The sequence below is a fragment of the Synechococcus sp. R55.2 genome, from assembly GCF_047462075.1.
Lineage (GTDB): Bacteria > Cyanobacteriota > Cyanobacteriia > Thermostichales > Thermostichaceae > Thermostichus.
The window spans coordinates 1-4,090 of record NZ_JANSIH010000307.1 but is presented as its reverse complement, the minus strand read 5'-3'; the positions used below and the strand labels follow the sequence as shown (position 1 = coordinate 4,090).

Genomic DNA, 4,090 nt, shown 5'->3' with positions numbered 1-4,090 from the left:
GCGACAACCTATTTATACACCTCTCTATTCGTGGTCAGCTTCAGAGGTTTATAAGAGACAGAACTGAGCCAGGCCAAACTTTGTGATGCCTACCTGAGCAGGGCTGACCTGAGCCAGGCCAACTTGAGGGGAGCAAAGCTGGGTGGCACGAACCTAAAGGGGGCAAACCTATGGGGCGCAAAACTAAGTCCCGGCTAGGGTCAATTCGCCGACTTGAAAGGGGCCATCCTCCCCGACGGAGCCATCCATCCCTAGCCTGATCCCTTGGCTACACTACCTACAGCCGCTCTCAGTGGATCCATGAGTCCCTCAGATCTCGCCTTTGCCAGCAATCACCAAGACATCCTCACACTGCTGGACTTAGTGGTTCGCGCCCGCTACCCTTTGATCTACCTGGTTACTCCCGAAGAAGCCCCGGCAGAGGAGCTCCTGCAAGTTCTAGCCGATTCCCTCAAGCCCAAGCGCAAACTCCTAATCTGGGATATCGTCTCCGGCTGGTCAGATAACGGCCAAAACAAAGGCCAATTGATGCCTGCTCTGGGCCGCATCGGCGCCATCAAAGAGGACGAGGCGGTTATTTGTGTTCTCAAAGACCTAAACCCCACCCTGAGAAATCCGGAACGCTCGGACAATTACCCCGTCATCCGCTACCTGAAAACCCTGGCCAGAGAGAGCCGCCACAGCCGCAAGTCCATCATCCTCTTGGGCCAAGAAGCCGTTGTCCCTGCCGAGCTGCGCGAGGAAATTGTGGTCTATGATTTTCCCCTGCCCAGCATCGCCGAAATTGAGCGGATCATTACCCGCGCGATCCCTGCCCGTCAACTGGAGCTAAGCGGCCCGGCGCGGGAACAACTGGTTCGAGCCTGCCAAGGACTGACTCGGCAGCGCATTGAGCGGATCCTGGCCCGCGCCCTAGCCGCCAAGGGCAAGGTCAGCGAGGGCGATATTGACCTTGTTCTGGAAGAGAAAAAACAATACATCCGCCAGACGGAAATCCTGGAGTTTTACAACCCCTCCGAGACCTTGCAAAATGTCGGCGGCCTGGAAAACCTCAAAGCCTGGATTCGGCAGCGCCGCAACAGTTTTAGTGCCCAGGCCCGTGCCTATGGCTTGCCCAGTCCTAAGGGCATTTTGCTGGCCGGGATCCAGGGCACCGGCAAGTCTCTATGTGCCAAAACCATAGCCCGCGAGTGGCGCATGCCCTTGCTCAGGCTGGATGTGGGGCGACTCTTCGGCGGGATCGTCGGCGAAAGCGAAAGCCGCGTGCGCCAGATGATCCAAATTGCCGAAGCCATGGCCCCTTGTGTGTTGTGGATTGATGAGTTGGATAAAGCCTTTGGCGGCGTCAACAGCGAGTTTTCAGGGGATTCGGGCACCAGCAAGCGGGTCTTCGGCAGCCTGATCACCTGGATGCAGGAAAAAACCAAACCCGTTTTTATTGTTGCCACCGCCAACAATGTCCGCATCTTGCCGGCCGAGCTGCTGCGCAAAGGCCGGTTTGACGAAATTTTCTTCGTCAATTTGCCCAACCAACGGGAGCGGGAGGAGATCTTCCAAGTCCACATCCAGCGGCTGCGGCCCAACCGCGTGCGGGATTTTGCCTACCCTGAGCTGGCCATGGCCAGCGAAAACTTCAGCGGCGCAGAAATTGAGCAGACCATCTACGATGCCATGCACATGGCCTTCAACCAGGATCCGCCCCGCGAGTTTACCCAGGAGGATATTCTCGGCGCCATTCGCCAAACCGTTCCCCTGGCCGCCATCGCCCGCGACCAGATTCAAGACTTGAAAGCGTGGGCTGCCGAGTCAGGAGCACGTACCGCTTCCCAAGATCAAAAGTTGATTCAGGAGCTACGGACCATCGTCCAGAAGAGAGGGTTAGGCTACATTGAAGTTGATAGTCCCCCATCCTTTTCCTCTCCACCTCCTGCCTAAGCTGTTTTGGTCGGCTCGTTCCGAGTTGTGGCAGCTCCGTGGAAGTAGGCTTGCAAGCATTTTTTCCTGCAAGACGCGGAAAAACTCCGGTTGCCGCTCCGCTTGAATTTGCTGCCTGTGGATTAGCCCCCGTTAAATCCGTCCGGGGAAGCCGCCGATTGATCTGAGCTGCTCAGGTGGCCCCTTGTTGGATTAACTTCCGGCAGCTCCCAGGCAGGGCACTGGGATCGGATCCCGCACGTTAGCGTGCAGGACCGATGGTTTTGCACTTTTCGTATCCTTGACTACAGATTTTTTGGTAGGATTGATCGTGTAGAGGTACTGGTATGTAGAGCAGCCTTATGAGTGCAATCGCTGAAATGAGGGGGACAAGTCTCCTGGCCCGCCATCGCCAAAACATAGCAGCCTCCCTGGCCCGTCGTTTGGAAGCAGCTAGGGCGGCCAACAACACCCGCTTGATGGAGCTGCTGAAACAAGAAGAGCGGCAGCTGGCAGCCGAGTACGGCGGCAGGGATCCCTTCTCTTCAGCGCTCTTCAGAGGACTGCGCCACCTTTGGCAGAGCCTGAAGGCAGTCTTGGCGGCCTGCGATGAACTGCGGGTGCGGCAGTGGGTAGATGGCAGCGGCATGGTCTGGTGGTCTGTCCAAGACCCAATCACGGGAGAGCGCCTGTGTACCCATTCCGAGGGGGAGCTCATGGAGTGGATCGAGAAGCACCAGCGAGAGGATTAGTCTTCGCGGCTAGGACTTGCCTGAGCACCAATAGCCAGTGTTTCCCCTGGCGCTTCGTGCGTGTCCCAGTCTTTCCAGCTTGGGGAGGAAGGGAACAAAAAGTTTCACGGCTAGGCCGGGGCAATGGCCACCTGAGAATCCAAATTGATAGGATTACGAAGACTCATCATCTGCTTTAGGGGCCCTGGGATGGTTTGGCAATTGTTGACTTGGCCGGCCCAAAGTTTGCTTTGGCTAGCAGAGCAGATCCAAGAACGCGCCGAAGCACAGCTGGATAGCAAAGAAAACCTGCAAAAAGAACTTACGGCCCTGCAAATTCAGCTAGATTTGGGAGAAATTGACGAAGAAACCTACGCCCGCCGAGAAGAAGAGATTTTGTTGGCCCTGGAAGCCTTAACCCAAGCAGAACAAGAAGCCGAAGCATAGAGTTCTGCCGGTGGGCCTGGAAGGGATCCCTCAGCATTGCAGGGGGGCAGAACATGGGAGAATGAGCTTCTGTACACCCCCGTCTTTTCTACCCTGGGCTGTTTTCAATGACTGGATCCCATGAAACCTTGGTGCTCCGCGACGAGCAAAACCAGCCTCTCAAGTGCGAGATCCTGCGTCAGGTGGTCATCGACGAGCAGACCTATGCTCTGGTGACTCCCGTTGATGCTGTGATCAAAGTGCTGGTTTGGGAAGGGGAAGAAGAACCCAGCCAAGCGGTGAACGGCGATGCCAACATGGAAGGGATCCTGGACGAGCCGGATCCCGAAGAGCTACAGGCTGCCCTGCCCACCATCCAGGCTGTCTTGGGGGAGTTGAACCTCACCTTGCAGCAAAATGGCTTCGACATCCTCACGGTTCAGGGGGAATTGCCCCCAGTCGAAGAGGAAGATGTTTTCGAGCTGGGCGAGAGCGAGGAAGATGCCCAGGAGTTTCAACTGCTAGCTACCTTTTTCTACCAAGAGAAGAAATACGGCATCTTTACCCCCCTCGATCCCGTTTTGCTCTTCGCCGCTCTGCCTGACGAAGGGGATCCCTACCTGCTCACCCCCGATGAGCCGCCAGAGCTTTTTGATCAGCTCTATGCCCTGCTGCTGGATCTCGATGAGGAATGGGAAGACGGAGATGACGAAGAAGATGAAGACGAAGATTAGGCGGTCAACCCCTTCTGTTCTGCCGAGTTGGATACTCCTGCCCAGCCAGTCGCCTCGGCGGTGCGGAGCACCATAGGGATAGAGGTGGTGAAACTACCCGGTAAAACTTGCCCAGAGTTTTTCACCAGCCACTCCAGACCCGTCTCAACATCTGTCGGGGGCGTCGGATCTGCGGGCCAAGGGTCAGAATAAGCCAGCCTCAGACCAGCCGCCTGAGCATTGCGTAGCGAAGGAGCATGACTCTAGTCAATAATAAGCTCAACTATACTGAAAATAATGTATAAT

General features: G+C 56.2%; 5 protein-coding genes. All 5 read left to right on the top strand.

Annotated elements, in window-relative coordinates:
• Positions 1-63: 63 nt before the first annotated feature.
• Positions 64-198, top strand: coding sequence for a pentapeptide repeat-containing protein (locus NW838_RS09830; RefSeq protein WP_414427958.1), 135 nt, complete (start codon positions 64-66; stop codon positions 196-198).
• 102 nt (positions 199-300) lie between these two features.
• A complete protein-coding gene (locus NW838_RS09825) occupies positions 301-1,935 on the top strand; it encodes an AAA family ATPase (protein WP_414356992.1) in 1,635 nt (544 codons plus the stop codon).
• 341 nt (positions 1,936-2,276) lie between these two features.
• Entirely contained in the window at positions 2,277-2,666 is a 390-nt protein-coding gene (locus NW838_RS09820) for a hypothetical protein (protein ID WP_414342319.1), read from the top strand.
• Between the two features lie 189 nt (positions 2,667-2,855).
• Positions 2,856-3,092: a gas vesicle protein GvpG gene (locus tag NW838_RS09815; RefSeq protein WP_414356991.1), complete on the top strand. Its 237-nt coding sequence runs from the start codon at positions 2,856-2,858 to the stop codon at positions 3,090-3,092.
• Between the two features lie 107 nt (positions 3,093-3,199).
• Positions 3,200-3,805, top strand: a complete 606-nt coding sequence (locus NW838_RS09810) for a DUF3727 domain-containing protein (protein ID WP_414356990.1) — start codon at positions 3,200-3,202, stop codon at positions 3,803-3,805.
• Positions 3,806-4,090: the final 285 nt, after the last annotated feature.